Raw genomic sequence first — 25,143 nt, forward strand, 5'->3', positions numbered from 1 at the left:
ACCGCCCCGAGACACGACGAAGGCCCACCTTCCCCGGGAGGTGGGCCTTCGCGGTGGACTACTCGCCGGCGGCGGCCTCGGCCGGGCCTTCACCCGCGCCGGTCAGCACGACCTCGGGCGTCTCCTCGGCGGCGGCCTTGGTCAGCTTCGTCTTACCGGTGAAGGTGAACTTGGCGTCCTCACTGGAGCCTTCGCCGTCCCAGCCCTCGACATCGACATAGACGGTCTGTCCGGGACCGATCTCGCCGAAGAGGATCTTCTCCGAGAGCTGATCCTCGATCTCACGCTGGATCGTGCGACGCAGCGGCCGAGCACCGAGCACCGGATCGAATCCGCGCTTGGCCAGCAGCGCCTTGCCGCGATCGGACAGCTCCAGCGCCATGTCCTTGTTCTTCAACTGCTTCTCGACACGTCCGATCATCAGATCCACCATCTGGACGATCTGCTCGGTGGTGAGCTGGTGGAAGACGATGACGTCATCGATGCGGTTGAGGAACTCGGGCCGGAAGTGCTTCTTCAGCTCGTCGTTGACCTTGAGCTTCATCCGCTCGTAGTTCGAGCCCTCGCTATTGGACTGCGAGAAGCCGAGTCCGACGGCCTTCGAGATATCCGAGGTGCCGAGGTTCGAGGTGAAGATCAGCACGGTGTTCTTGAAGTCCACGGTGCGGCCCTGGCCGTCGGTGAGGCGGCCGTCCTCGAGCACCTGCAACAGGGTGTTGTAGATCTCCTGGTGCGCCTTCTCGATCTCGTCGAACAGCACGACCGAGAACGGCTTGCGCCGCACCTTCTCGGTGAGCTGGCCGCCCTCCTCGTAGCCGACATAGCCGGGAGGCGCGCCGAACAGGCGGGAGGCGGTGAAGCGGTCGTGGAACTCGCCCATGTCGATCTGGATGAGCGCGTCGTCGTCGCCGAAGAGGAAGTTCGCCAGCGCCTTGGACAGCTCGGTCTTACCGACACCGGACGGACCGGCGAAGATGAACGAGCCGGACGGACGCTTCGGGTCCTTCAGACCGGCGCGGGTGCGGCGGATCGCCTTCGAAACGGCCTTGACGGCGTCCTCCTGGCCGATGATCCGCTTGTGCAGCTCGTCCTCCATGCGGAGCAGACGGGTGGTCTCCTCCTCGGTGAGCTTGAACACCGGAATACCGGTCCAGTTGGCCAGCACCTCCGCGATCTGCTCGTCGTCGACCTCGGCCACGACGTCCAGGTCACCCGAACGCCACTGCTTCTCGCGCTCGGCCCGCTTGGCGACGAGCTGCTTCTCCTTGTCGCGCAGCCGCGCGGCCTTCTCGAAGTCCTGCGCGTCGATCGCGGATTCCTTCTCCCGGCGCGCGTCGGCGATCTTGTCGTCGAATTCGCGCAGGTCCGGCGGAGCGGTCATGCGACGGATGCGCATGCGAGCGCCCGCCTCGTCGATGAGGTCGATCGCCTTGTCCGGCAGGAACCGGTCGTTGATGTAGCGGTCGGCCAGGGTGGCGGCGGCGACCAGCGCGCCATCGGTGATGGAGACCCGGTGGTGTGCCTCGTAGCGGTCGCGCAGACCCTTGAGGATGTTGATGGTGTGCTCGACGGTCGGCTCGCCCACCTGCACCGGCTGGAAGCGGCGCTCGAGAGCGGCGTCCTTCTCGATGTATTTGCGGTATTCGTCGAGGGTGGTGGCGCCGATGGTCTGGAGCTCGCCGCGCGCCAGCTTCGGCTTCAGGATGGAGGCCGCGTCGATAGCGCCCTCGGCCGCGCCCGCACCGACCAGCGTGTGCAGCTCGTCGATGAACAGGATGATGTCGCCGCGGGTGTTGATCTCCTTGAGCACCTTCTTCAGGCGTTCCTCGAAGTCACCGCGGTAGCGGCTGCCCGCGACCAGCGAACCGAGGTCGAGGGTGTAGAGCTGCTTGTCCTTGAGGGTCTCGGGGACCTCGCCGTTGACGATGGCCTGGGCCAGACCCTCGACCACCGCGGTCTTGCCGACGCCGGGCTCGCCGATCAGCACCGGGTTGTTCTTGGTGCGGCGGCTGAGGACCTGCATGACGCGCTCGATCTCCTTCGAGCGGCCGATGACCGGGTCCAGCTTGCCCTCGAGCGCGGCCTGGGTGAGGTTGCGGCCGAACTGGTCGAGCACCAGCGAGGTGGACGGGGTGCCCGCCTCACCGCGCGATCCCGACTCCACGGGCTCCTTGCCCTGGTATCCGGACAGCAGCTGGATCACCTGCTGACGCACCCGGTTGAGGTCGGCGCCCAGTTTGACCAGCACCTGGGCCGCGACGCCCTCACCCTCGCGGATCAGACCGAGCAGGATGTGCTCGGTGCCGATGTAGTTGTGGCCGAGTTGCAGCGCCTCGCGCAGGCTCAGCTCAAGCACCTTCTTGGCGCGCGGGGTGAAGGGGATATGTCCTGACGGGGCCTGCTGCCCCTGGCCGATGATCTCCTCGACCTGGCTGCGCACACCCTCCAGCGAAATACCGAGGGATTCCAGCGACTTGGCCGCGACACCCTCGCCCTCGTGGATCAACCCAAGCAGGATGTGCTCGGTGCCGATGTAGTTGTGGTTGAGCATCCGGGCCTCTTCTTGGGCCAGGACAACGACACGCCTCGCGCGGTCGGTGAACCTCTCGAACATCGCTCCCTCACTCTCCTGCTCAAGCCTTCTGGCGTCCGACGCTTCAGTGCTGTGTCCAACCTGGTCCAACCTGTGGTCGTCAGCCTGCCATGAAGCCCGGGGGTTGCGGCCCCCGCCTCTACTCTAGTTGGCGGGGGTTCGGGCCGCCTCCAGTCCACCCTATTGGTGAGCGGCGACAGCACGGTCATTCACTCATAACGTGACCATCGCGGGTTTCGTTTCCGCGGAGGTTTTGCCTACAGCGAACACCGCGTCGCCGCCCCATATCGACCTGTACCCCATCATCGCGGACAAACACCGCGGTCGCCACGCGGTATCGCCGACGTCAGGACCGGTGCGGCCGAATTTCGCCGAATGTGGGATATTTCTCCGTCCTCACCCGCGCCCGCCGGCGGGGGCATGCGGTCCGGCCGCCCGATCGGCCACCGCGAACGGTGGTCGATTCGCCGCGACGAACCCGCCGTCGACCGACTGCGACCGGCCTACCGCACCTGCCACGGCCGCGGCGGCGCCACCTCGACCGTGCTGTACGCCCGTCGCGAACAGTGCGCCGCAGAGCACGACGAAGGCCAGGGTGTGCAGGACCGCCCGGACGATGTTCCAACGGACCCAAGCGGATTCGTAATCGGCCCGGACCGCCGCCGGGTCGATCATGCCCGCCGGATCGCCCGCGGCCGCGAGTTGATCGTTCAACGGTACGTTCAGCGCGACCGTGACACCGAAGGCGATCACGTTGAGCGCCGATCCGATCCCGATCCACACCAGGATGCCGCGGTGGTCGTGGCCCGTATGCAGCGCCGCCGCCGCGATGGAGAAGACGACGGCGCCGATGAATCCGATCATGAACCACGGATTGACGATGACCACGTTGACCTTCTGCATGACCTCGATCAGGACGCGGTCGTCGGTGCGCGCGAGCGCGGGCATGACCGAGATCGCGTAGGCGTAGAAGACCCCCGCGACCAGACCGGTCGCCAGGGTGGCCGCGACGAGTGCGGTGATACGGAGCGCGAGCATATCTTTCTCCTGCCTCGGATAACCCGGTCCGCATTTCCGGTCCGGCTCGATGATTCGAGTCAACCGGTTTCCGCACCCGGGCCACATAGCCGAGACGCTCACCTACTTGAGGCATCGTCCTCGCGGCATCGTCCGCACTGCCTCACAGGTCGCGGTCGGAGATGATGCCGCTCTGCATGGCCAGAAAGGCCAACCGCACCCGCTTCTGATTCTGGGGCAGACTCTCGACCCCGAACTTGGCGAACAACGCGCGAAGATGGGTCTTGATCGCGTCGACGCTGAGGAACAATTCCTCCGCGATCTGCTGATTGGACGCGGGTGTCGCGAATCCGGCACCGTTCTTGTACGGCCTGCACAGCGCGATCAGGACCGAACGCTGGGTTTCGGTGAGCGAACGCATGGTGGGAATCGACCCGGTCGCCGCGCGGGTGACGTCCTCGGCTGCGCCGCCGAAATCGTGAAATGAGACCAGGGAGGTGCCGACACGGATCGCGTCGCCCGCCATGAGCCGGTGCCGACCGACCAGTCGCTCACCGTTGACGAAGGTGCCGTTGCGGGACAGCCCGTCGTCGACGATGGTCCAGTGCGCGCCGAGGTATTCCACCGCGGCGTGCAGGCGGGAGACCTCGGCATCCCAGCCGAGGGTCAGATCGGCCTGGGGGGAACGGCCGATGGTGATGCGCTGCCGCTCGGGGGTGAGCATGAACTCCTGCTGCCGTCCCGTGTCATCGGTGAAGCGCAGGAATGATCCGACGAATCCGGTCACTGTGCCGATACCTCATCTCTCCATACCGCCAGTGACGTCGTATCCACGGGTCCATGGTGCCGCCTTCCGCCACCAACCGCCAACCGCCGACGCTGACCACCCAACCGCACCACAGACGCCCGGTCATGTCGGTGACCTATCACAAACACGACCGCCGTCCGGGCGTCGCACGATTCGCCCGAACGGCGGCCCGAATAAGTGTCAGCCCTTCGCGGCCTTGTTGTAAGCGTCGGTGATGTCGGCGGAGATACGGCCACGAGCGGAAACCTTGTGCCCATTCCGGCGCGCCCACTCACGAATTGCCGCGCTTTGTTCCCGATCGATGGAAACCCGGCTCTTCGGGCTCGCCGCGGCGCCTGCCGCGGCCTTGACGCGACGACGGCCGCTGACCCGCCGCGCGCTCGAAACCCACTGTTCCAACTCGTCACGCAGCTTCGACGCATTAGCCGTCGACAGATCGATCTCGTACGAAACACCATCGATCGCGAACTCGATGGTCTCGTCCGCGATGGACTCACCGTCGACATCGTCGATCAGGCTAACGGTGACCTTCTTTGCCATGAGATGAACGTCCTCTCGAAATCGTGCGACCCGCATACTAGGCCGATTACCCGAGGCAAGAATACCTCGAATTCGAAAAATTCCAAGACGGGACTTCTGCTATGCAATCCAGCACTCAGCGAGTGACCGGACGCACAATTGGGAACAGTATCGTTTCCCGGATTCCCAATCCCGTCAGTGCCATCAACAACCGGTCGATTCCCATACCGGTTCCGGTAGTCGGCGGCATGCCGTGCTCCATCGCGGCGAGGAAGTCCTCGTCGAGCACCATAGCCTCGTCGTCACCGGCCGCGGCGAGCCGCGCCTGATCGACGAACCGCGCGCGCTGGATCACCGGATCGACCAACTCCGAATAGCCCGTTGCCAACTCGAAGCCACGAACGTAGAGATCCCACTTCTCGGTAACTCCGCGCTTGCTGCGATGCTGTCTGGTGAGCGGAGAAGTCTCCACCGGGAAGTCCCGAACGAAAGTCGGAGCATACAACTTGTCTGCGTACTGATGCTCCCAGAGTTCCTCGACCAGTTTGCCGTGGCCATAGCCCTTGCCTTCGGGAATTTCGAGTCCTACCCGATCGGCGAGTGCGCGCAATTCCGCGACCGTCGTTTCCGTAGTGACTTCGACACCCAGCGCGTCGGACAGCGACGGGTACATCTCGACCGTCGTCCACTCGCCGCGAAGATCGTATTCGGTGCCGTCGGCGAGGGTCACCACCTGGGTGCCGAACGCCTCCTGCGCGACTTCCTGCACCAATTCCCGGGTCATCCGCGCCGAGTCGTCATAGGTGCCGTACGCCTCGTAGGTTTCCAGCATCGCGAACTCCGGTGAATGCGTCGAGTCGGCGCCTTCGTTACGGAAGTTGCGGTTGATCTCGAAGACCTTCTCCAGGCCGCCGACCACGCAGCGCTTGAGGAACAACTCCGGCGCGATACGCAGGTAGAGGTCCATGTCCAGTGCATTGGAATGGGTGACGAACGGCCTGGCCGCGGCGCCGCCGGGCAGGGTCTGCAACATCGGGGTCTCGACCTCGAGGAAGCCGCGCCGCTCCAGCGCCGCCCGCATGGCGCGCACCACCGCGACCCTGCTGCGGGCCATCGCCCTGGCCTCGGGACGCACGACCAGATCCACGTAGCGCTGGCGGACCCGCGATTCCTCGTTCATCTCCTTGTGCGCCACCGGCAGCGGCCGCAGCGCCTTGGCCGACATGGACCAGGAATCGGCCATGACGCTCAATTCACCGCTACGCGAGGCGATGACCTCGCCGTGTACGAACACGAAGTCACCGAGGTCGACATCGGCCTTCCAGGCCGCGAGCGCGTCCGCGCCGACGCCGTTGAGGCTGATCATCGCCTGGAGTTTGGTTCCGTCGCCTTCCTGGAGAGTCGCGAAACACAACTTGCCGGTATTACGCAGGAATATCACGCGCCCCGCGACGCCGACCACCTCGCCGGTGTTGGTATCAGCGGGCAGATCGGGATGGGCGGTCCGAATTTCGGCGAGAGTATGGGTGCGCGGCACGAGGACCGGATATGGCTCGACACCGGATTCCAGCAGCCGTTCGCGCTTGTCACGACGAATGCGCATCTGCTCCGGTACGTCGTCACCGGGAGACGACGGGTTCCGCGGGGTACTCACGGCCGCACCGCACTCGTGTTCGGCGGGGTCGCGAGCAATGCTGCCGCGTCCATGGATCGCTCGCTACGCTCACTCACAACCAACTACCCTAGCGGGCACCGGAAATCGTATTGCGCGCCGCCCGCACTGTGCTGGTCGATAGCCGATCCGGATCGGCTCGGCGGGCGAGTACGGGTGCGAAACAACCCGCGCCGAACGGTCCGAATAACCCGACGCGCCACGAAATCTATTGTGTCCCCTTCGCCTTCGACGCCCCGGGCGACCGGTTCGATTAGAGGGCGGCGAGTGCGGCGACCTCGCGGGTGAAGTGTGCCGCGCGGATTCCGACGGTCAGCAGTCCGGCCGCCTTCAAAGCCTGATATCCGCCCACCAGATCCGTCGCCCGGTGCAATCCGAGTTCCTGGAGCGAGGCCGCGGCGAGACTGGAGGTATAGCCCTCCGAGCACAGGATGATCCATTCGACATCGTGATCGGTGGCGCAGGCCAATCGCGCCGAACTGGTCGGATCGAGCCGCCATTCCAGCACATTGCGTTCGATCACCAGGGCGCCGGGCAGGGTGCCCTCGCGATCACGCTGGGCCTGCGGCCGGATGTCGACCAGAATCGCGCCGCGGGCCAGCGCGCGCGGCACATCGAAGGCATAGACGCGATTCAGTCGGGCGCGCGCGTTGTCGAGCATCTGATCGATGGTCAGGCGGCTCATTGCATATCACCTTCGGGCTGATCGGTGAGAACGGTTCGGGTGCGTCGCAAGGTGCCGTGCCCGGTCACCTCGTAGTAGGACATGGCCGTCAGAGGCGGTGAATAGGCGTGCACGCTCAGCGTCGGATCGAGCGGACCCGCGGATTCGGTGACGGCGGGCGCGCGCATCACGTCGTGCACCCAGCCGATCGGGAACGAAGCCTGATCGCCCGCGGTCAGGGCGCGGCCGCGCAATTCCGTGCCGGTCCAGCGGAATTCCGAGAGCGCGCCGCTGAGCACGGTGAGCGCGCCCAGCGAACCCGCGTGGTCGTGCAGTTCGGTGGACTTGTCCGGCGTCCAGCTGATGAGCCAGATATCGACCTCGTCATCGGTCAGCAGCCGGGTCGCCCAGCGTTGCTCGGTGGGCCAGATGCCCGCGGCGGGCAGCAGATGGTCGTAACGGCCCGCGAGCACGTCCTCGGCGCCCTCGTCGGTGAGTCGCAGCAGGTCGGCGGGCCGCAGGCGGGTCGGCAGAGCGGGCACGACGGCGCGGTCCAGCGGCGGGACGGCCGAAAGGGACCTACGCGCGGACGTGAGGGAAAGGACGGAAGAACGCATGAGCGCATCTCCAGGTTCGTGTCGACGGTCGAGGACGGTAGACGGCCTCGAACGATCGAGGCACTATCGGCCTCGACAACACTCCTGGGTGCTCACACGGGTAGACACGGCAGTGAGCATAGCAGCACCGCGGCGGCCGAGGACAGTCCGCCGGAAAGTGATCTGCACCCCACCGCTCATTTGCGCCGCTGCTGATTGCGCTCGTAGACCAGGCGCAACCCGGTCAGCGTGAGATGCGGTTCGTGATGCTCGATGGTCTCGGATTCCGGCACGATCAACGGCGCGCTGAAACCGGTGGCGACCACCGCGACATCGTCGCCCGCGAATGCCTCGAACTCGTCGCGAATGCGATCGATGAGCCCGTCGACCATGCCCGCGAATCCGAACACGGCACCGGATTGAATGGCCTCGACGGTATTCTTCCCGACCACCGAGCGCGGTCTGGCCAATTCCACCCGGCGCAGTGCGGCCCGTTCGATCAGCGCCTCGCTGGAGATCTCCACACCGGGTGCGAGCACGCCGCCGAGAAATTCTCCCTTCGCCGAGACCAGATCGACCGTGGTCACCGTTCCGAAATCCACCACGATCGCCGCGGAGGCGAAACGATGATGCGCGGCAAGGGTATTCACGATACGGTCGGCGCCGATCTCCTTCGGGTTGTCGACCAGCAGCGGAATTCCGGTCCGCACTCCCGGTTCGATCACCACGTGCGGCACGTGATGCCAGTACCGGCCCAGCATCACCCGCAACTCCCGCAGCACCGGCGGCACGGTCGACAGCGCGGCGACACCAACGACCTGCTCGAGATCGTCGCCGACGAGACCGCGCACCTGCATGGCGAATTCGTCGGCGGTCAGCAGCGGATTGGTGTGCATCCGCCAATGCCGCGCCAGCCGGGCGTGTGCACCGCTGCCGGAGAACAGACCCAACTCGATACTGGTGTTACGGACGTCGATGGTCAGCAGCATCGCTCAACCGATTCCCGGGTCGCGGCGCGGTCAGGCGAAGCTCAGCGAACGCGGCGAGGTCAGCCCCGAACCCTCCGGCGCGTGCGCGGGATCGGCGCCGATCACCGTGGGCCGGTTGCGCTCGTCGACGAATACCACCTTCGGGTCGTACGCCGCGATCTCCGCCTCGTCCATCATGCCGTAGGCGATGAGGATGACCAGATCACCGGGATGGACCAGATGCGCCGCGGCACCGTTGATACCGATGACACCCGACCCGCGCTCGCCCGCGATGACATAGGTCTCGAGCCGGGCGCCGTTGTCGATGTCGACGATGCAGACCTGTTCGCCCTCGAGCAGATCGGCGGCGTCGAGCAGATCCTGGTCGACGGTGACCGAACCGACGTAGTGCAGATCGGCGTGAGTGACGGTGGCCCGGTGGATCTTGGACTTCATCATGGTGCGCAACATCTTCGTCGCCTTTCCTAGCGTGCGATCTGGGCCGACGGGGAACCTGCCCCGTCGCGATGGGATTCGGATACGGCGGGGTGGCCGTCGATGGTGGCGCCGAGAACCACGGCGGCATTGTCGATCAGCCTGGTGGCGCCGACCCGACCTGCCACGAGCAGTCGGGCGTTGCCCGACGCGGGCGCCGGTTCCAGGGTCGCCGAACGCAGTTCGAGATAGTCGACCTCAACGCCGGTGGCCTGGTCGAGCACCGCGCGGGCGGCGTCGAGCACGGCCTGCGCGCCGAGTCCCGCGGCGTGGCGGCCCGCGGCGAGCGCGGCCGAGAGCGCCAGCGCCGATTCGCGCCTGCCCGGGTCGAGGTAGCGATTGCGCGAGGACAGCGCGAGTCCGTCGGCCTCGCGGACCGTCGGCAGCGGCACGATCTTCACGTCGAAGTTCAGATCGCGCACCATCTGCCGGATCAGGGTCAGCTGCTGGTAGTCCTTCTCGCCGAAGAAAGCCTCGCTCGGGCGCGCGATCGACAGCAATTTCGCGACAACGGTGAGCATGCCCGCGAAATGCGTCGGGCGGCTCGCGCCCTCGAGTTCCGCCCCGAGCGGGCCCGGATGCACGGTGGTGCGCGGACCGTCGGGATACATATCGGCCACGCTCGGCGCGAAGACCAGATCGACGCCCTCGGCCCGCAGCAACTCGACATCGGCGTCGAGGGTGCGCGGATACTTGTCCAGATCCTCGTTCGCGCCGAATTGCAGCGGATTGACGAAGATCGAGACGATGACCACCTGATTGGTGCGCTTGGCGCGGCGCACGATCTCGAGGTGACCCTCGTGCAGCGCGCCCATGGTCGGCACCAGTCCGACGGTGCGACCGACGCCGCGCAGCGCCTTGGCCACGGCGCTCAGCGCCGCGGGATCGTGGTGCACGGTCAGCTCGCCCGGTCGGTACGGGGTCGGACCGGTCATCGGCGTCCCTCCAGTAGTGCGATCAACTCGGGATCGGTCTCGGCCAAGCGCGCCGTGCGCAGCGAGAGGGCACGGTAGCCGTCGGCCACCCCGGGGTCGACCGCGTCCAGCGCCGCCAGATGCGCGGCCACGGCGGATACGTCTCCGCGCGCCACCGGGCCGGTCAGCGCGGCGCGACCGCGGCGCAGCGCGTTGTCCAACGCGGCGGAGGCCAGCGGGGCGAGCAGTCGTTCGGCCAATCCGTTGGGCTGATCGTCGACCAGCTGCTGACCGAGCAGACCCGGTCCCGACAGCGCCTCGCGCAATACCGTGACCGCGTCGACAATGAGGGTCACCAGATGGTTGCTGCCATGTGCGAGGGCGGCGTGATACAGTGCACGATTCTCCTCGGCGACCCGCACCGGCTCTCCGCCCATCTCGATCACCAGCGATTGCGCTATGGCGTAGCCGACGTCGTCGGCGGCGGTTATGCCGAAGCAGGCATTGGCGACCCGACCCAGATCCTCGTCGTGCCCGGTGAAGGTCATGGCCGGATGGATGGCAAGCGGTAGGACGCCCGCGGCGGCCAGCGGAGCGAGTACCGAGACGCCGTTGGCGCCGGAGGTGTGCGCCACTATGGTGCCCGGACGTACGACGCCCGCGCCCGCGAGACCGCGCACGAGGCCCGCCAATTCGGCGTCCGGCACCGCGAGCAGCAGCAATTCGCTGCGCCGGGCCACTTCCTCGACCGGGAGGATCTCGGATTCGGGCAGCCGCGCACGCGCCCGGCGCACGGAGGCGTCGGAGATGGCCGATACGCCGAACACCACGTGTCCGGCTCGTTCGAGCGCCGCGCCGAGTGCCGAACCCACGCGTCCCGCCGAGACGATTCCCACCGTCAGCCGTGCGGGCGCCGGGTCGAATCCGGACGCTCCCGTGCCAGGGTCCTCGGGCACGTTGTCAGAAGTCACACTTCTCGAGGTCAACGTTGTCCTCTCGATATCGTTCCAGTCCCGATCGTGCGGGTACCAGACGTTACGCGTCGAGGATATCGGCCGGAGGTTTGCTCGTGCCACGGCCCCCGGCGTGATCTGTGCTACCCGCGCCCGCCGCCGTTCTCCGACTGGAGGTTGGCCATGATCTCGGCGACCGAGAGACGGCGCGAGGAACCGGAGTCGGAATCGTCGTCGTCGCGGCGACGGCGGCGCGAACCGGCGGTGCCGACCTGCGGTGTCGCGGCCGTCTTGGGCGAACGCGGCAGCGAGGCGGCTCCGGCCGCATCCGGCGGCGGTACGGCGGGCTTCTTCTGCGCCGACTCGGGCAGGGGTTCGGGCTCGGCGGTGACGCGCGCCTCCGATTCGGACCCGGAATCGCCGAAGGTATCGGACCAGCCCGCGGGCCCGCGCGGCGGATCGGTGTGGTGATCGCCGTATGCGTCGGGGCTCGCCGGTTCGAATCCGGCGCGGACGGTGTCGTAGTCCTTGCCTCGTGTGTCGTAGCCGTCGGTGTCATAGCCACCGGTGGCGTAGCCGTCCGAGCCGTAGCCACCGGCATCGTAGCCATCGGCATCGTAGCCGTCCGAGCCGTAGCCAGCGGCGGCGTAGCCATCGGCATCGGGGCCGTCGGTGTCGGGGCTGTCGCGCACGGTGTCGTAGCCGTCGGAGTCGTAGCCGGCGCCGCCGTAGCCGACTATGCGGTGGCTGTCGGTGACGTAGTTGCCCTCGTAGTCGTTGCGCAGGCCGTTCGCCATGGCGCGATCGGCCTCGTAGTCGCCGTACTCGGCGAACTCGTCCTCATCGGATTCGGCCGTCACCACGGAGGTCTCCGCGGTGACGGGCTCGTCGAATGGGCTCGCGAACTGCGGCGGCTCGGGATGGTCGGGCACGAAGACCGGGGTCATGCTGAAGACCGGCGTCATGCTGTTGTGCGGCGGATTGGACAGATGCGACTCCCAGACGCCGTCGGCATTCACGGAGCTATTGTTCGCCGGCTCGCCGCGTCCGGTCTCCAATTCCTGGATGCGAGTGGTATCGGCGTGCAGTGCGGGCCGGTCCATCGGCAGTTCGCCGTCGAACAGGCGTTGCAGATTCTGCCGCAGCACGGTCAGCTCCATGCGCAGCGCCGCCATTTCCGCGGCGTCGGCGCCGACCTCCTGGCGCACCCTCGCCTCGACGCCGAGTTCGTACTCCCGTCGCGCCGTGACCTCGCGTTCCAACTGCAACTCGTACACGGTTTGCAGATCGCGCACCTTCGCCTTGTCGACCGCGGCGTCCTTGCGGTATTTCGTCGCGGCCAGCGCGCCGATCGCGGCCGCCCACAGCGCCGCTACCAGGCCGATCCGTACGAATTGCAGACTATTGCTGAAAACCAGAAAAACGCTGGCAACCAGTCCAAGTAGAACCAACGCGCCCACGAACAGTTTTCCCGCTTTGTCCCGTCGTCGACGGGAAGTGCTGCTACGGGAGGGTGAAACCATGCACGCCAGGGTAGCCCGGATGACGCCGCACGCCCACAAAGTGCCGCACCGAACAGGACGCTTCAGTTAGCTATGTAGTTGCTGGATCCTCGGACGGGTCGTCCGGCGCGCGGCAGCAATACTCGAGCCACAGGGCCGCGGCGACCAGCGCGACCCCTGCCAGCATGCCGACGACCGCCCCCGGAGCGTCCGCCGCCGCCGCGCGCAACGTGCCGCGCTGCGGGAACACCCAGCACAGGAAACCCAGCCACACACCCGCCGCGATCGACCCGACCTGCAACGACGCCTTCGCCAGGGCGACCGCCCTCGCGGCGGTTATCGGATGCAACTGTGTCCGGTCCTCGCCGATCCGGCGGTCGTTCACCCTGGCCCTGATGACGAAGGCCAGCACGACCTCGAGCACGGCCACCGGATACAGCGAAGCACCGGCGTAGATCGAGATCGGCGGGAAGCTGTCATAGGCGGCCCTGGTGGCGATCCACGCGGCAATGGCGGCGACCAGGACATTGGCCACCAGGTCGAGCACCCGAGTCGGTTTGAGTTTCACCGGCGCCCCGCCCCGCTCGGCTGCCACAGCTCGGTCCGGTGCACCTCGTCGCGCTCCGCGGCAGGCAGAGCGGCCAGCAGCTCGGCGACCGGCCGCGCGACCCCGTCGACCTCCAACACGGCATCCGGCTCGACCTCCGCCCACGGCGCGAGGACGAAAGCCCTGGCGTGCGCGCGCGGATGCGGCAGGTTCAGTTCGGGATCGTCGCTGCGTATCGGCCCGCCGTCGTCGGCGCACCGGATCACGTCCACGTCGAGAGTCCGTGCGCCCCAGCGCACCTCACGCACCCGCTCGGCCGCCCGTTCCAGCCGCTGCCCGGCGCGCAACCAATCCCGGCATTCGTAGCCCGGATCATTGACCAGCACAACGGCATTCAGATAATCGTCCTGTTCCACCCCGCCCCAGGGCGCGGTCGAGTACACCGACGACACCGCGACCACCCGGTCACCGAGACCGTCGAGGACGCCGCGCAGATACCCGAGCCGATCCCCCATATTCGAGCCGATCGACAGCACCGCACGACTCATGGGGCGACCTGCCTGGTTCGGGTGGTCACCACACGGACATCGGCGAAGGTGTGCGGTATCGGCGCCGACGGCTTGTGCAACACCACTTCGACGGCCCGGATCCGCGGATCGGCCATCACCTCGTCGGCGAGTTCGGAGACCACCGTCTCGATCAGATTCCGCGGGGTGCCGCCGACGACGCGCACCGCGTGCTCGGCCAGCGCGCCGTAGTCCACCGTGTCCGAGAGAGCGTCGGAGGCGGCGGCCGCGGCGAAATCGACCGACACCGTGAGATCGACCACGAACTCCTGACCGTCGCGGCGCTCGTGATCGAAGACGCCGTGACGGCCGAAGACGCGCAGTCCGCGCAATTCGATGCGATCGGATTCGGTCACGGCGCCATCCCTCCCGCGGCCCGCCAGGTCTCGGCCACCGCGATGGCGTCGAGTGAGGCCCGCACGTCGTGTACGCGCACACCCCACGCGCCGTGCCAGGCGGCCAGCGCGGAGACGGTCGCGGTCGCGATCTCCCGACCCGCCGTCGGGCGCGGACCGGATTCGTCGGCAAGCAGCGCGCCGAGGAAACGCTTGCGCGAGGCGCCGATGAGCACCGGCAAGCCCTCGGCCGTCAGGCGCGGCAGCGCCGCCAGCAGCGCCCAATTGTGTTCGGCGTTCTTGGCGAAACCGAGTCCGGGATCGAGGATCAACCGCGATGGGTCGACCCCGGCGGCCACCGCGATATCGACTTGGGTGTGCAATTCCGCGCGGACCTCGGCGACCACGTCGTCGTAGTGATCGGCCGGACCGGTGTGGCGATAGTCGGCGCCGGCCCGCCAGTGCATGAGGATCCACGGAACATCGGAGGCGGCCAGGACTTTCACCATGTGCGGATCGGCGCGGCCACCGGAGACGTCGTTCACGATCGACACACCCGCGGCGATCGCCGCCTCGGCGACCTCGGCGCGCATGGTGTCCACGCTGGTCGGCACGCCCGCCGCGACGAGTCCGCGGATCACCGGTGCCACCCGCGCGATTTCGGTGCCTGGGTCGACGCGGACCGCGCCGGGCCGGGTGGACTCCCCGCCGACGTCGACCACGTCGGCGCCCGCCTCGTAGAGTTCGACACCGTGCGCGACGGCGCGATCGGCGTCAAGAAAGCGTCCGCCGTCGGAGAACGAGTCGCTGGTCACGTTCACCACGCCCATGACAACGCAGCCGCGACCCGCCCGTGGACCCACCGCCCCGACTCGGGTCACCGGATCACCTCCACGGTGACCACCCAGCGTTCGGACACCGTGGCCAACCTCACTTCCGCAGTATGAGATCGAGCGCCTCGGAGCGCGAAGCGGCATTCGATTGCAGTAGACCGCGCACGGCCGAAGTGGTCGTACTTGCACCGGGTTTGCGGATACCGCGCATGGCCATGCACAGGTGTTCGGCCTCGACCACGACGATCGCACCGCGGGGATCGAGTCTGCGCATGATCGCGTCGGCGATCTGGCTGGTCAACCGCTCCTGGACCTGCGGACGCTTGGCGTACAGGTCGACCAGGCGGGCCAGCTTGGACAGTCCGGTGACCCGTCCGTGCGGGCCGGGAATGTAGCCGACGTGCGCGACGCCATGGAACGACACCAGATGGTGTTCGCAGGTGGAGTACAGCGGGATGTCGCGTACCAGTACCAGTTCCTGATGGCCTTCGTCGAAGGTGGTGGCGAGCACCGCGTCCGGCTCCTCGTAGAGGCCGGCGAACATCTCGCGATAGGCGCGCGCCACCCGGCCCGGGGTGTCGAGCAGCCCCGGCCGGTCGGGATCCTCGCCGACCGCGATCAGCAGCTCACGAACGGCGGCCTCGGCGCGCGCCTGGTCGAAGGGTTTTCCGGTTTCGAGAGCGACCAGGCCCGGTACGGCGGACCCGTCGTGAGCGGCCCCGTCCGAGCCGTTGAGCGTCTGACCGACGATGTCATGCTTGGCCGACAATCGAGGACACCTCCAAAATCACGGGCGCCTGCAATCAATTGGCACCCCGATGGTCGAGCGTAATCGGCGCCCGACCTCGAACGGTGCGGGACCCTGGCGTGGTCTGCGGCACACGCGGACCACGCGGGTATCAGTGTCTGCCGTTGCGGCCGTCCCACTCGCGGTTATCGGTCTCGCCGTGCCGACCGGGCTCGTCGTAGCCGCCCTGCCCGGGCGGCGGCGTCCACGGCTGATGGCCGTGCTGCTCACCCTGTCTACCGCCGTAACCGGGCTGCCCCGACGGCTCATCGCGCGGCGGCCAGCCGGGGGCGGACCAGCCGGCCGGGGCGCCGTAATCGGGACGCGACCCGTGGGTGCCACCGCCCGGACGCGGATACGCCTGGGTGGGCGGTTGCGGTAGCGGATAACCGCCACCGGGCGGCGGAGGCATCGGCCGCCCGTAGACGGGCTGACCCTGATAACCGTCCGGCGGATAGCCGTTGGCAGGCGCGGGTTCGCGCTGGGCGGTGGCCGCGGCGGCGGGCAGCGGCGCCACCTCCGGCGGCCAGGTCTCGCCGCGCTCGGCGGCCAGTTCGCCCGGTGTCTTCACCGGCGGCTTGTCCGAGGGCGTGCGATCGCCGAAATCGTTGAAAGCGGTGATGCGCGGGCGCTTCTGCACCGATGCGAGCAGCTCCTCCAACTCCTTGCGGTGCAGCGTCTCCTTCTCGAGCAGCGCCGTCGCCAGCACGTCGAGCACGTCGCGGTACTCGTTGAGGATGGCCCACGCCTCCGTGTGCGCGGCCTCGATCAGGTTGCGCACCTCCTCGTCGATGGCGCCCGCGACCTCGTGCGAGTAATCCGAACCCATGCCCATGGACCGGCCGAGGAATGGATCGCCCTGCTCCTGGCCGTAGCGCACCGCGCCGAGGCGCGAGCTCATGCCGTACTCGGTCACCATCGCGCGGGCGATCTTGGTGGCCTGATCGATATCGGAGGACGCGCCCGTGGTCGGCTCGTGGAACACCAGTTCCTCGGCCGCGCGGCCGCCCATCGCCATGACCAGGCGGGCGATCATCTCCGAGCGGGTCATCAGGCCCTTGTCGTCCTCGGGCACCGTCATGGCGTGACCGCCGGTGCGGCCGCGGGCCAGGATGGTGACCTTGTAGACCGGCTCGATATCCGGCATCGCCCAGGCGGCCAGCGTGTGGCCGCCCTCGTGGTATGCGGTGATCTTCTTCTCGTGCTCGCTGATGATGCGGCTCTTGCGGCGCGGACCGCCGATCACGCGGTCGACCGACTCCTCGAGCGCGTCGCCGGTGATGACCGCGCCGTTCTCGCGGGCGGTGAGCAGCGCGGCCTCGTTGATGACATTGGCCAGATCCGCGCCGGACATGCCCACCGTGCGCTTGGCGAGTCCGTCCAGATCGGCCTCGGACGAGATCGGCTTGCCCTGCGAGTGCACACGCAGGATGGCGCGGCGGCCTGCGAGGTCGGGATTGCCGACCGGGATCTGGCGGTCGAAGCGGCCGGGGCGCAGCAGGGCCGGGTCGAGGATGTCGGGGCGGTTCGTCGCGGCGATGAGGATGATGCCGGTGCGGTCACCGAAGCCGTCCATTTCGACCAGCAGCTGATTCAGCGTCTGCTCGCGCTCGTCGTGGCCGCCGCCGAGTCCGGCGCCGCGCTGACGGCCGACCGCGTCGATCTCGTCGACGAAGATGATGCAGGGGCTGTTCTGCTTGGCCTGCTCGAAAAGGTCGCGCACGCGCGAGGCGCCGACGCCGACGAACATCTCGACGAAGTCCGAACCGGAGATGGTGAAGAACGGCACGCCCGCCTCGCCCGCGACAGCGCGCGCGAGCAGCGTCTTACCGGTGCCGGGCGGACCGTAGAGCAGCACGCCCTTCGGGATCTTGGCGCCGAGCGCCTGGTAGCGCACGGGATTCTGGAGGAAGTCCTTGATCTCGTACAGTTCCTCGACGGCCTCGTCGGCGCCCGCCACGTCGGCGAAGGTGGTCTTGGGCATGTCCTTGGACAGCTGTTTGGCCTTCGACTTGCCGAAGCCCATCATGCCGCCGCGCCCACCGCCCTGCATACGGGCCATGACCACGATGAAAAGGCCGAGCAGGATCACCATCGGCAGGACGAGCAACAGGATCTGGGTGAACCAGCTCTCCTGTTTGACGACCGTGTCGTAGGGGGCGCCGGACTTCTGCACCGCGTCGAAGATCTGCGCCGAGGTCTCACTGCCGCCCGGATACTTGGCGATGATCTTGGTCTGACCTTCGGTGGCGTCGCCGCCCTTGTTCAGCTCGATCCGCAATTGCTGCTCGCGGTCATCGATCTGGACCTTCTTGACGTTGGCCTTGTCGTTCAGCTGGCTCAGGGCCACCGACGTATCGACGCTCTTCCAGCCGCGCGTGTCGTTACCGAAATAGCTGAACGCATAGACCACGAGCAGGATGCCCGCGATTATGGCCAGAGTGCGAAACACTGTCTTGCGGTTCATAGAGCGTCGGCCGGGCGGCCAGTCCTTTCCGGTGTCTCCGGTTCTGCCTAGCGGCGGTGTCGCCCTCACCCTGGCTCCCCCGTCACGCGGGTGAGTTCGGATGCGGACATGCCACGTTACCGCGTACGGTCTAGTCGATACATCGCGCAGTTAGGCAGTTGGTGCGGTTCGTCAAGTAAACGGCCGGGGAACGACGGTGGTTCCCGAGATCCTCGCTCCGGTTTACCCCGAGTCGTCACAATCATGGCACGTTCGGCCTATGGTGAGCGACGACACAACATCCCGGTGCGAACCGGACCGAGAAGGAGAGCACGCGGCGGAACCCGGGTAGACAGCGAGTAATCCCGCCACAGCGGGTACGCAGGCGGAAGCGCGACCCCGCGAACTCCGCGACAGACCAGAGCGCAGGGGGTATGGACATAGTCGAGCTACGGACACCCACAGCGATAGTGCGCCACGGGCGCGGACGCCTGATCGTCCTACGCCCCGGCAACGAAGGCGAGCGTGTGCTCGACGTACCGGTCACCGACCTGCTGAAGGTCAGACTCAACCGGCGCGCCGACGACGCGGTCGTCATCGAGATATATCTGCGCTACCCCACCCCGGTCCTGACCGGCGTGCCCGCGGATCGCACGCCGCTGCCGGTGCTCATCGCCGAGCACGACGTTCCCGCCGCCGCGCAGATCGTCGAACGGATCAATACCCAGATCATGGCGAGCCGGCGTATCGACGTGGCCGCGCCGGACCTGAATCCGCCCGCACCGACCTGGGCCAAGAACGGACCGACCCGCGCCGACGTGGATCGCGCGGTGCGCCGGATGTCGCCGCGCCGCGAGGCCGGATCCGCTGTGGCCGCCCTCAACCGCTACGTCACCGCCGACGAGTACGTGCTGGAGACCGCCATCGCGCAGGCGCATCCGCCCGCCGGTCGCGGCCACGGCCTGCTGGCCGCGACCACCGGGCGACTGCTGTTCATCTCCATCGACCCAGCCGACCGCTATGCCCATGAGCTGCCGATTCCGGTGGTGCTGTGGGCCCGCACCACCGAGGGACCGGCTCCCGGCGAGATCGGCGCGCGCGGTGAATCGGGTATGGACGTGCACGACGGCCATGTCACCCTGCACTTCACCGGCGCCGAGCGCGCCGATACCGACCGGGTGACCTGCGCGGTTAACTTCGCGGTACGACGCGAGGCCGCCGACGGTGCGGCCGGACCCGCCGACCCCGGGGTCGCTCAGCTGTATTCGGAATGGGAGCTGCTGGTCGAGCGCCATTCCCTCGGGATGGTCGACGACGCGCAGTTCCAGCGGTACGGACGCGGCATCCTGCGTTCGCTGCCCGACGGCGGCTGACCCGGCGGCCGACCCGGCGGCGCCGCCGGGTCGGTTCAGTCGCCGTTGAGGCTGATCCGCCGCCACGGACTGGTCGGCCGCAACCACAGCCGCAGCAGTTCCATGCGCCGGTCGACCCCGCCGTTCTTGAGTTCGGCGAGATCCTCGCACGCCTGCCAGTAGGTCCAGCCCGCCAGATAGGCATCGCCGAACTGTCGCCAGTTCCGGTACTTGCGCTGCGCGACCGGCAGGGCGCGCGACAGATAACCCCAGGCCGTGTCGGCATCGAGATATCCGGCGGTGAAGGCCATCCGCGCCACCGCGACCACCCGCGCCAGATCCCAGGCGTGGATGTCACTCGGCAGCGGCCGGGCCAGATGGTCGGTGAAACCGATCTTGATGGCCTGCGACCAGATGTCGTAGTCGCGGACCAGCGCCTCCGGATTGTCCATACCGCGGAACGAGCCGACCTGACGCAGGAAGGCGCGGTGCCGGTCGGCGCGCTCGCCGAAACGATCCCGTTCGCTGGCATTGATGGAGGCCATCACCAGCGGGTGCACCAAGGCGTACAGCGGGGCGTGCATCCCCTCGAGCAACTGCTCCATCGACGCCTTCGCCTCGGTGCCGTCGGTGATGCCCCAGGCTCCGGTCAGCGTGTCGATGGCGAGTTCGCGCCGGTCACCGAGCGGATGGTCGCGCTCGGGGCCGAGCAGCAGCGCGTCGTGGAAGGCGTCCCAGCGCGCGGAGTAGAAGCCGCCGAGGGCGAGGGCGCGCAGCTCGTCGTTGGAGATCGCGGCCCCCGACCAGTGATCGGCTTCCCGTTTGTCGAGTTCTTCGTAGGGGAATGTGGACAACGGGGGTACACCGCGGGCAGGCATGGTTTCGATTGTTCCCCATCGATGTGCGCGGGTCCGGCAGTTGTGTCAATCGCCCGCGCGGTCCGGAGATTTTCACACAGTCGCAAACTTGTCCTGCCGTATCGCATAGCCGAGGACTAATCTGCTCGCATGCGTGACAACATCACCCTCTTGCGTGGTCTCGAACCTGCCGCAACCGAGCAGGAAATCTACGCTGCCGCACTGCAGTACGTGCGCACGGTCGGTGGTGTCTCCGGCCTGAGCACCACAACCAAGGCCGCGGTCGACAAGGCGGTCACGGCCATCGCCGCCGCCACCACGCAGCTACTGGCGGATCTGCCGAACCATCCGACGCCCTCCGCCGCGGATTCGCCGCTGCGCGCGGGTTCGGATTAGCCCGGGTCCGACACCGCGGATTCAGCCCAGCACGTCGAGTCCGTACGCCTCGACGCAGGCCAGCGCGATCTCGAGGGGCAGCCCGCGTTGTTCGATGGGATGGCCGAGCAGTTCCTCGATGCGCTGGATCCGGTAGCGCACGGTGTTCTTGTGCACGCCGAGTAGTTTCGCGGTGCCCTCGGGGCTGCGATGGGCCACCAGATAGGCGTGCAGCGTCTCGCGCAGCCGCGCGGAATTGGCGTCGCGGCCCGCGAGCGCGCGCAGTTCCCGGGTGACAAGTCCACGCATGGCCGCCTCGTCGGCGCCCGCCAGGTAGGCGACCTCGATACCGCGGTAGGCGATGACCCGCGAACCGAGGCCGAGCGGTCCCCGTTCGGCGACCTGACGCGCGGCCACCGCCTCCCGGTGACTGTCGCGGAATCCGGCGACGTGCGGTGCGGGCACACCGAAGGCCACCCGCACCGGCGCCTCGACCACTCCGAACGCGACCCGGTCGAGCGCGCCGGGCGCGGCCAGGTCGGCCGCGAGCACCGCGTCGTCGAAACCGGCCCACGCCCACACGCCGGTCGCCCCCGAGGGCATGGTCAGTACCCGTCCGCTGCCGATCGCACCGGTCAATCGGGTGGCGACCCGGTCGAGCAGGCCGATCATCTCGCCGTCGGCGCCGGGATCGGTTCCGGGTTCGTCGGTCCACAGCACGAAGGCGAGATGGTACTGCGATAGCCGGTAGCCGAGTCGCGCCGATGCCTGCTCGACATCGATGTCGTCGCCCGCCAGCACCGCGCGCACGGTTTCGGTGCGCCGGTTCAGCGCCGCGCGCAGCACCCGTTCGCGTTCCTCCATGTAGGTGTCGGTGAGCCGTTCCACCGACATGCTGATCCATTTGGTGGTGCGGTCGAACAGACGCAACAAGACGGCGCGTTCGATCTCCGGCGGCGCCCGGCGCTGGTCGACCGCATCGGTCATGTAGTCGAGAACGGCGTCCATGCCGACGTGGTATGTCCGCAACAGCACGCGCAGTTCGAAGCCGCGGCGGGCGATGGTGCGCGCGAGGACGTGCGCCTCCTCCGGCAGCACGAATTCGAGGCCGTCGGCGGTGAGTCCGCCGAGCATGGTCCTGGCATGGGCTCGGGTGCTCGCGGCCAGGTCACGGCGCATATCACGGTCGGCGAGTTCGGGTACTTGCGCGATGATGGCGTTGTCGAGGCGGTCGACTACCTGTTCGAGGGTCTCGGTGCGCATGGTCTCGAAGACGTATTCGGCCAGCCAGGTGCGAACCAGTTCGCTGTCGGCTCCGACCCGTTCCGGTGCCGCGGCCATGGCCGGTACCCCTATCTGTCGCGCGTTTGGTTCCCGAGTACAAGAACTACGAGGTTCCTTGACATGAGCGGCCAAGAATGTCCACACGGATTGTGCCACGATCATAGAACAGTGAGCTGATTCACAGTGATCGGTTCGCCGCGGTTCACAGCACAACGTCAGTGGGAGAACAGCAGTGACCAATACCGAGCGGGCGCAAGCCGCCCCCGCCGCCGTAATCGAGGTGCGCAATCCCGGAACCGGGGAGATCGTCGGCAGCGTGGCCGACCGCAGCGCCGACGACGTCGCCGCCGCCGTGCGCGAATTGCGGCTCTTCCAGCCGGAATGGGAGGCCATCGGACCTGACGGCCGCAAGGAATGGTTGCTCAAACTCCAGGACTGGCTGATCGACAACACCGAACACCTCGCCGACGTCCTGCAATCGGAGACCTCCAAACCCCGGGCCGACGCACTGATCGACCCGTCCTTCGGCGCGGATCTGATCGGCTACTACGCCCGCCGGGCGGCCAAGTTCCTGGCCGACGACCACCCGTCCCCACACAGCCCGCTGGCCAGGGTCAAGAAGCTGACCACGGTCTATCGGCCGTACCCGGTGGTCGGCGTGATCACGCCGTGGAACTTCCCGCTCGCCATGCCGATCATGGACGTGGCGCCCGCGCTGGCCGCGGGCGCGGCGGTCATTCTCAAGCCCTCCGAGGTCACGCCGCTCTCGGCGTTGGAACTGGCGCGCGGCTGGGCCGAGATCGGCGCGCCGCCGGTCTTCACGGTGGTCACCGGCGGCGGCGCGACCGGCGCGGCGGTGGTGGGCAATGCCGACTATATCCAGTTCACCGGTTCGACGGCGACCGGCCGCAAGATCGCCGCGGCCTGCGTGGACCGGTTGATCCCCTACAGCCTCGAACTCGGCGGCAAGGATCCGGCCATCGTGCTGGCCGACGCCGATCTCGACCGCGCCGCGCACGGCATCGCCTTCGGCGGCATGTTCAACGCGGGTCAGGTGTGCATCTCGGTCGAGCGGGTCTACGTCGAGGCACCGGTCTACGACGAATTCGTCGCCAAGCTCACCGCCGATGTGCGGGCGCTGCGCCAGGGCATCGACGGCCGCGGCCTCAACCACGACGTGGGCGCGTTGGCCAACGAGAACCAGGTAGCCATCGTGCAGCGACACGTGGACGAGGCCGTCGCGGCCGGGGCCAAGGTGCTCACCGGCGGTAAGCGCACCGGTCAGGGCACCTTCTTCGAGCCGACCGTGCTGGTCGACGTCGACCACGGCATGTCGTGTGTGGCCGAGGAGACCTTCGGGCCGACCCTGCCGGTCATGAAGGTGGCCGACGAGGCCGAGGCCATCCGATTGGCCAACGACTCGATCTACGGTCTATCGGCTTCGGTCTGGACCGGCGACAAGGAGCGCGGCGAGCGCGTCGCGCGGCAACTGAACGCGGGCGCGGTCAATATCAATGACGTCTTCGCCAACCTGTTCTCCTACGCGCTGCCGATGGGCGGCTGGGGACAGTCCGGCGTCGGCGCGCGCTGGGGCGGGGCGAACGGCGTGCGAAAGTATTGCCGCCAGCAGGCCATCACCAAACCGATCCTGCCGACGCAGCAGCGGGAACTGTTCTGGTACCCGGTCAAACCGTCGAACCTGCTCGTGGCACTCGGCGCCATGCGCGCGGCCGGTGCGCGCGGCCTGCGCCGGGTGGATCTGCCCGCGCTGCGCAAGTTGACCAGGGACCGCAAGTGAGCGCCGCGGATCGGGTGGCGGGCAAGGTCGTCGTCATCACCGGCGGCGCGCGCGGTATCGGGTTGGCCACCGCGACCACATTGCACGGTCTCGGCGCCCGCGTCGCCATCGGCGACATCGACGAGACCACCGTCAAGGAATCCGGGACGGCGCGCGATTTCGAGTTCTACGGCCGCCTCGATGTCACCGACGCCGCCTCCTTCGAATCCTTCCTGGACGAGGTGGAGCGCACGGTCGGCCCGGTCGACGTGCTGATCAACAATGCGGGCATCATGCCGACCGGCAAACTGGTCGAGGAACCCGACGCGATCACCCGCCGAATTCTCGACATCAATGTCTACGGCGTGATTCTCGGGTCCAAGCTCGCACTGGCCAGGATGCTGCCGCGACGAAGCGGGCATGTCATAAACATCGCCTCGCTCGCGGGCGAGAGCCACATTCCCGGACTCGCCACCTACAACGCCAGCAAACACGCGGTCCTCGGATTCTCCGACACCCTGCGCGAGGAATACCGGGGCACCGGCGTGCACATCTCCTCGGTGCTGCCGACGCTCACGAATACCGAATTGGGTTCGGGGGTGACCGCGCCGAGGATCATGCGCGCGGCCGAACCCGAGGAGGTCGCCGCGGCGATCGTCGGACTGATCCGCGCGCCGAAGTCGAAGGTCAGGGTGACGCGGGTGGCGGGTGTCATCTCGCGGACGGTCGGGTTCCTGCCGGAGTCGCTCGGCGATGCGATCGCCCGCGGACTCGGCGCGGGTCACGCCTTCCTCGACGATGTCGACACCGAACGACGCCGGGCATACGAGGAGCGGGCCCGCGGTCGCTGATCGCGCACCCGCAGCACGAGGGCGCCGGAGTCGACTCCGGCGCCCTCGTCGTATGCGCCGCGGGCCGTGTCGTGACCGGCGGCTCGAGCATCTGCCCGATGACTCAAACCGATCTGTGACTAATATCACACAACTGCCGCGAGATATCGCTCACAAAACATCCGACCAATTCTCCGGCGGATCACCGAGCCGCCGATCCCATCGGACGCAACCCTTACGCGAACGCGAAGTAACACACATATTCGCTGGTCAAGCGACCATCAATTCGGATCGCGCCCCGAAGACGCCTGGATGCCGAAGATTAGCCCCGACGGTGATGCAGAGGACCGACGCAAGCAATATGCTGGGTCTAACAAACCTGTCGACTGTTTCTTGACCACTATTCGAACTTTTCGGCCTGATTAGGCTGGAAATTCCCGACCAATTCTGATA

24 protein-coding genes are annotated in these 25,143 nt (G+C 67.5%); 4 read left to right on the forward strand and 20 right to left on the reverse strand.

All coding sequences use genetic code 11. The features are described 5' to 3' along the window. Positions 1–58 precede the first annotated feature (58 nt). From APZ21_RS30330 to ftsH, 18 genes are all read right to left on the reverse strand, one after another. Positions 59–2,614 carry an ATP-dependent Clp protease ATP-binding subunit gene (locus APZ21_RS30330; protein WP_054816718.1) on the reverse strand — a complete coding sequence of 852 codons (2,556 nt, stop codon included), beginning with the start codon at positions 2,612–2,614 and terminating at the stop codon, positions 59–61. Positions 2,615–2,989: 375 nt separating this feature from the next. Next, on the reverse strand, positions 2,990–3,631 hold the full coding sequence (locus APZ21_RS30335) for an anthrone oxygenase family protein (protein ID WP_082393571.1): 642 nt from the start codon (positions 3,629–3,631) through the stop codon (positions 2,990–2,992). Positions 3,632–3,773: 142 nt separating this feature from the next. Then, positions 3,774–4,334: an FHA domain-containing protein gene (locus APZ21_RS30340; RefSeq protein ID WP_082393580.1), complete on the reverse strand. Its 561-nt coding sequence runs from the start codon at positions 4,332–4,334 to the stop codon at positions 3,774–3,776. A 264-nt stretch (positions 4,335–4,598) separates the two neighbouring features. Further along, a complete protein-coding gene (locus APZ21_RS30345) occupies positions 4,599–4,958 on the reverse strand; it encodes a histone-like nucleoid-structuring protein Lsr2 (protein ID WP_054816720.1) in 360 nt (119 codons plus the stop codon). A gap of 115 nt (positions 4,959–5,073) precedes the next feature. Next, positions 5,074–6,540, reverse strand: a complete 1,467-nt coding sequence (gene lysS / locus APZ21_RS30350) for a lysine--tRNA ligase (RefSeq protein ID WP_054816721.1) — start codon at positions 6,538–6,540, stop codon at positions 5,074–5,076. 322 nt (positions 6,541–6,862) lie between these two features. Next, positions 6,863–7,294: a rhodanese-like domain-containing protein gene (locus APZ21_RS30355; protein WP_174553592.1), complete on the reverse strand. Its 432-nt coding sequence runs from the start codon at positions 7,292–7,294 to the stop codon at positions 6,863–6,865. Then, positions 7,291–7,890, reverse strand: coding sequence for a cupin domain-containing protein (locus APZ21_RS30360; RefSeq protein WP_082393572.1), 600 nt, complete (start codon positions 7,888–7,890; stop codon positions 7,291–7,293). Before APZ21_RS30360 ends, APZ21_RS30355 begins: the two co-directional genes overlap by 4 nt. Before the next feature lie 176 nt (positions 7,891–8,066). After that, positions 8,067–8,858, reverse strand: a complete 792-nt coding sequence (locus tag APZ21_RS30365) for a type III pantothenate kinase (protein ID WP_054816722.1) — start codon at positions 8,856–8,858, stop codon at positions 8,067–8,069. A gap of 30 nt (positions 8,859–8,888) precedes the next feature. Beyond that, positions 8,889–9,308 carry an aspartate 1-decarboxylase gene (gene panD / locus APZ21_RS30370; RefSeq protein ID WP_054816723.1) on the reverse strand — a complete coding sequence of 140 codons (420 nt, stop codon included), beginning with the start codon at positions 9,306–9,308 and terminating at the stop codon, positions 8,889–8,891. 14 nt (positions 9,309–9,322) lie between these two features. Next, complete coding sequence (gene panC, locus APZ21_RS30375; RefSeq protein ID WP_054816724.1) at positions 9,323–10,267, reverse strand: pantoate--beta-alanine ligase; 945 nt, start codon at positions 10,265–10,267, stop codon at positions 9,323–9,325. Beyond that, positions 10,264–11,217: a Rossmann-like and DUF2520 domain-containing protein gene (locus APZ21_RS30380; RefSeq protein ID WP_239476910.1), complete on the reverse strand. Its 954-nt coding sequence runs from the start codon at positions 11,215–11,217 to the stop codon at positions 10,264–10,266. Before APZ21_RS30380 ends, panC begins: the two co-directional genes overlap by 4 nt. 125 nt (positions 11,218–11,342) lie before the next feature. Continuing rightward, entirely contained in the window at positions 11,343–12,722 is a 1,380-nt protein-coding gene (locus APZ21_RS30385) for a DUF6779 domain-containing protein (protein WP_156371406.1), read from the reverse strand. 70 nt (positions 12,723–12,792) lie between these two features. Then, positions 12,793–13,269: a DUF3180 domain-containing protein gene (locus APZ21_RS30390; RefSeq protein WP_054816774.1), complete on the reverse strand. Its 477-nt coding sequence runs from the start codon at positions 13,267–13,269 to the stop codon at positions 12,793–12,795. After that, a complete protein-coding gene (gene folK / locus APZ21_RS30395) occupies positions 13,266–13,796 on the reverse strand; it encodes a 2-amino-4-hydroxy-6-hydroxymethyldihydropteridine diphosphokinase (protein ID WP_054816726.1) in 531 nt (176 codons plus the stop codon). Before folK ends, APZ21_RS30390 begins: the two co-directional genes overlap by 4 nt. Further along, positions 13,793–14,170: a dihydroneopterin aldolase gene (gene folB / locus APZ21_RS30400; RefSeq protein WP_054816727.1), complete on the reverse strand. Its 378-nt coding sequence runs from the start codon at positions 14,168–14,170 to the stop codon at positions 13,793–13,795. Before folB ends, folK begins: the two co-directional genes overlap by 4 nt. Beyond that, positions 14,167–14,979 (reverse strand): dihydropteroate synthase, encoded by an 813-nt coding sequence (gene folP, locus APZ21_RS30405; RefSeq protein ID WP_054816728.1) that lies wholly within the window; start codon positions 14,977–14,979, stop codon positions 14,167–14,169. The genes folB and folP overlap by 4 nt, the downstream gene beginning before the upstream one ends. Positions 14,980–15,079: 100 nt before the next feature. Next, a complete protein-coding gene (gene folE, locus APZ21_RS30410; RefSeq protein ID WP_174553595.1) occupies positions 15,080–15,670 on the reverse strand; it encodes a GTP cyclohydrolase I FolE in 591 nt (196 codons plus the stop codon). Between the two features lie 211 nt (positions 15,671–15,881). After that, on the reverse strand, positions 15,882–18,236 hold the full coding sequence (gene ftsH, locus APZ21_RS30415) for an ATP-dependent zinc metalloprotease FtsH (RefSeq protein WP_054816730.1): 2,355 nt from the start codon (positions 18,234–18,236) through the stop codon (positions 15,882–15,884). A 413-nt stretch (positions 18,237–18,649) separates the two neighbouring features. Here ftsH and APZ21_RS30420 point away from each other — a divergent pair, with 413 nt between their 5' ends. Beyond that, entirely contained in the window at positions 18,650–19,588 is a 939-nt protein-coding gene (locus APZ21_RS30420; RefSeq protein ID WP_054816731.1) for a hypothetical protein, read from the forward strand. A 35-nt stretch (positions 19,589–19,623) separates the two neighbouring features. On the opposite strand, the gene APZ21_RS30425 is transcribed toward APZ21_RS30420, so the two are convergent. After that, positions 19,624–20,445, reverse strand: a complete 822-nt coding sequence (locus APZ21_RS30425) for a DUF1266 domain-containing protein (protein ID WP_054816732.1) — start codon at positions 20,443–20,445, stop codon at positions 19,624–19,626. 129 nt (positions 20,446–20,574) lie between these two features. Between APZ21_RS30425 and APZ21_RS30430 the strand changes: the two genes are divergently transcribed. Next, positions 20,575–20,820 (forward strand): DUF2277 domain-containing protein, encoded by a 246-nt coding sequence (locus APZ21_RS30430; RefSeq protein ID WP_054816733.1) that lies wholly within the window; start codon positions 20,575–20,577, stop codon positions 20,818–20,820. Positions 20,821–20,841: 21 nt separating this feature from the next. Here the strand turns inward: APZ21_RS30430 and APZ21_RS30435 are convergent, their stop codons facing one another. Continuing rightward, positions 20,842–22,140 carry a PucR family transcriptional regulator gene (locus tag APZ21_RS30435; RefSeq protein WP_054816734.1) on the reverse strand — a complete coding sequence of 433 codons (1,299 nt, stop codon included), beginning with the start codon at positions 22,138–22,140 and terminating at the stop codon, positions 20,842–20,844. A gap of 175 nt (positions 22,141–22,315) precedes the next feature. Here APZ21_RS30435 and APZ21_RS30440 point away from each other — a divergent pair, with 175 nt between their 5' ends. Both APZ21_RS30440 and APZ21_RS30445 read left to right on the forward strand, forming a co-directional pair. Further along, complete coding sequence (locus APZ21_RS30440) at positions 22,316–23,881, forward strand: aldehyde dehydrogenase family protein (protein WP_054816735.1); 1,566 nt, start codon at positions 22,316–22,318, stop codon at positions 23,879–23,881. Beyond that, positions 23,878–24,711: an SDR family oxidoreductase gene (locus tag APZ21_RS30445; RefSeq protein ID WP_054816736.1), complete on the forward strand. Its 834-nt coding sequence runs from the start codon at positions 23,878–23,880 to the stop codon at positions 24,709–24,711. The genes APZ21_RS30440 and APZ21_RS30445 overlap by 4 nt, the downstream gene beginning before the upstream one ends. The last annotated feature ends 432 nt before the right edge of the window (positions 24,712–25,143 follow it).

The organism is Nocardia arizonensis (assembly GCF_001310275.1).
GTDB lineage: Bacteria > Actinomycetota > Actinomycetes > Mycobacteriales > Mycobacteriaceae > Nocardia > Nocardia arizonensis.

Excerpts from the sequence above, each read along its gene's own strand:
- APZ21_RS30330 (WP_054816718.1), bottom strand. The coding sequence starts at position 2,614 with ATGTTCGAGAGGTTCACCGACCGCGCGAGGCGTGTCGTTGTCCTGGCC.
- APZ21_RS30335 (WP_082393571.1), bottom strand. The coding sequence starts at position 3,631 with ATGCTCGCGCTCCGTATCACCGCACTCGTCGCGGCCACCCTGGCGACC.
- APZ21_RS30340 (WP_082393580.1), bottom strand. The coding sequence starts at position 4,334 with ATGCTCACCCCCGAGCGGCAGCGCATCACCATCGGCCGTTCCCCCCAG.
- APZ21_RS30345 (WP_054816720.1), bottom strand. The coding sequence starts at position 4,958 with ATGGCAAAGAAGGTCACCGTTAGCCTGATCGACGATGTCGACGGTGAG.
- lysS (WP_054816721.1), bottom strand. The coding sequence starts at position 6,540 with ATGCGCATTCGTCGTGACAAGCGCGAACGGCTGCTGGAATCCGGTGTC.
- APZ21_RS30355 (WP_174553592.1), bottom strand. The coding sequence starts at position 7,294 with ATGAGCCGCCTGACCATCGATCAGATGCTCGACAACGCGCGCGCCCGA.
- APZ21_RS30360 (WP_082393572.1), bottom strand. The coding sequence starts at position 7,890 with ATGCGTTCTTCCGTCCTTTCCCTCACGTCCGCGCGTAGGTCCCTTTCG.
- APZ21_RS30365 (WP_054816722.1), bottom strand. The coding sequence starts at position 8,858 with ATGCTGCTGACCATCGACGTCCGTAACACCAGTATCGAGTTGGGTCTG.
- panD (WP_054816723.1), bottom strand. The coding sequence starts at position 9,308 with ATGTTGCGCACCATGATGAAGTCCAAGATCCACCGGGCCACCGTCACT.
- panC (WP_054816724.1), bottom strand. The coding sequence starts at position 10,267 with ATGACCGGTCCGACCCCGTACCGACCGGGCGAGCTGACCGTGCACCAC.
- APZ21_RS30385 (WP_156371406.1), bottom strand. The coding sequence starts at position 12,722 with ATGGTTTCACCCTCCCGTAGCAGCACTTCCCGTCGACGACGGGACAAA.
- folK (WP_054816726.1), bottom strand. The coding sequence starts at position 13,796 with ATGAGTCGTGCGGTGCTGTCGATCGGCTCGAATATGGGGGATCGGCTC.
- folP (WP_054816728.1), bottom strand. The coding sequence starts at position 14,979 with ATGGGCGTGGTGAACGTGACCAGCGACTCGTTCTCCGACGGCGGACGC.
- ftsH (WP_054816730.1), bottom strand. The coding sequence starts at position 18,236 with ATGAACCGCAAGACAGTGTTTCGCACTCTGGCCATAATCGCGGGCATC.
- APZ21_RS30420 (WP_054816731.1), top strand. The coding sequence starts at position 18,650 with ATGGACATAGTCGAGCTACGGACACCCACAGCGATAGTGCGCCACGGG.
- APZ21_RS30425 (WP_054816732.1), bottom strand. The coding sequence starts at position 20,445 with ATGCCTGCCCGCGGTGTACCCCCGTTGTCCACATTCCCCTACGAAGAA.
- APZ21_RS30430 (WP_054816733.1), top strand. The coding sequence starts at position 20,575 with ATGCGTGACAACATCACCCTCTTGCGTGGTCTCGAACCTGCCGCAACC.
- APZ21_RS30435 (WP_054816734.1), bottom strand. The coding sequence starts at position 22,140 with ATGGCCGCGGCACCGGAACGGGTCGGAGCCGACAGCGAACTGGTTCGC.